The sequence below is a fragment of the Bartonella sp. LB28NMGDW genome (genome assembly GCF_042194435.1).
Lineage (GTDB): Bacteria > Pseudomonadota > Alphaproteobacteria > Rhizobiales > Rhizobiaceae > Bartonella > Bartonella grahamii.
Genome location: NZ_JBHIMX010000101.1, coordinates 1 through 1,079 on the forward strand (window position 1 = coordinate 1; position 1,079 = coordinate 1,079).

Below are 1,079 nucleotides of genomic sequence, written 5' to 3' on the forward strand. Positions count from 1 at the left end.
GAAATTAAACAACTGAAACAAAAGACTGAAGAGCATGAAAAGGCGTTCAGAAATGTAAGTGAAGTTGTAATGACACTCGAAGCAGATGTTCAATCACGTGATACGGAAATTAAAGAATTGAAGCAAGAGATTAAAGAACGCGACGAGAAAATTGAAGAATTGAAACAAAAGATAGAAGAACATGACGACGAGGAAATGGAAGAACTGAAGCAAGAGATTAAAGAACGTGAGGAGGAAATTAAAGAACTCGAAGCAGATGTTCAATTACGCGACGAGGAAATTAAAGAATTGAAGCAAGAGATTGAAGAACGCGACGAGGAAATTGATGAACTGAAGCAAAAGATGGAAGAATGTGACGAGGAGGAAATGGAAGAACTGAAGCAAGAGATTGAAGAACGTGACGAGGAAATTGAAAAACTTAAACAAAAGATAGATGCGTACCGAGAAGAGTTTAAACGGAACAGTGAAACGATAGAGCTACTAACAGTACATGTTCAATCATGTGATGCGGAAATTAAAGAATTGAAGCAAAAGATAGATGCGTACCGAGAAGACTTTAAACGGAAAAGTGAAAAGATACAGGCACTAAAAGCAGATGTTCAATCACGCGACGAGGAAGTTGAAAGACTAACACAAGAGCTTAAACAGCGTGATGAAGCAGTAAAAGCGCCGCCTCATAAGAATAAGAAGAGTAAGAAGAAGGGTAAGTGAGGAGATAGAGATGGGCTTAATTGCGCTTATTATATCTTGTTATGCAGCTTATACTGCTTTTAAAACCACAAAAAGGCTTAGACAAGAGATAAATGAAAAAGGCGAAATAATACACGAGCAAGCAAAGCTCATTGAAAAATTATCTTTTTCTAACGTTTCTTATTGTGTGAATTGCAGTAAAATTGTGTGCAGAGAAGTCGTTTAAGCACCATTCTAAGAAAAAACCATCATTAAATGTAAGTGATTTAGATGCTTCATACAATCCTTTGTTTTGATCTAGGTACGCGGACTGGGTGGGCGATACGTGGTGCAAGTGGTGACATGTTCAGTGGTACCGTGAATTTTCAATCGCGCCGTTTTGAAGGCGG

The 1,079-nt window shown here is 38.1% G+C and carries 2 protein-coding genes; both read left to right on the forward strand.

Annotated features, from left to right (window positions below):
• The coding region (locus tag ACFIKG_RS09405) for a hypothetical protein (RefSeq protein WP_375652213.1) at window positions 1–711 on the forward strand (711 nt) is incomplete at its 5' end.
• A 10-nt stretch (window positions 712–721) separates the two neighbouring features.
• On the forward strand, window positions 722–916 hold the full coding sequence (locus ACFIKG_RS09410; RefSeq protein ID WP_375652214.1) for a hypothetical protein: 195 nt from the start codon (window positions 722–724) through the stop codon (window positions 914–916).
• Window positions 917–1,079 lie beyond the last annotated feature (163 nt).

Excerpts from the sequence above, each read along its gene's own strand:
- ACFIKG_RS09410 (WP_375652214.1), top strand. The coding sequence starts at position 722 with ATGGGCTTAATTGCGCTTATTATATCTTGTTATGCAGCTTATACTGCT.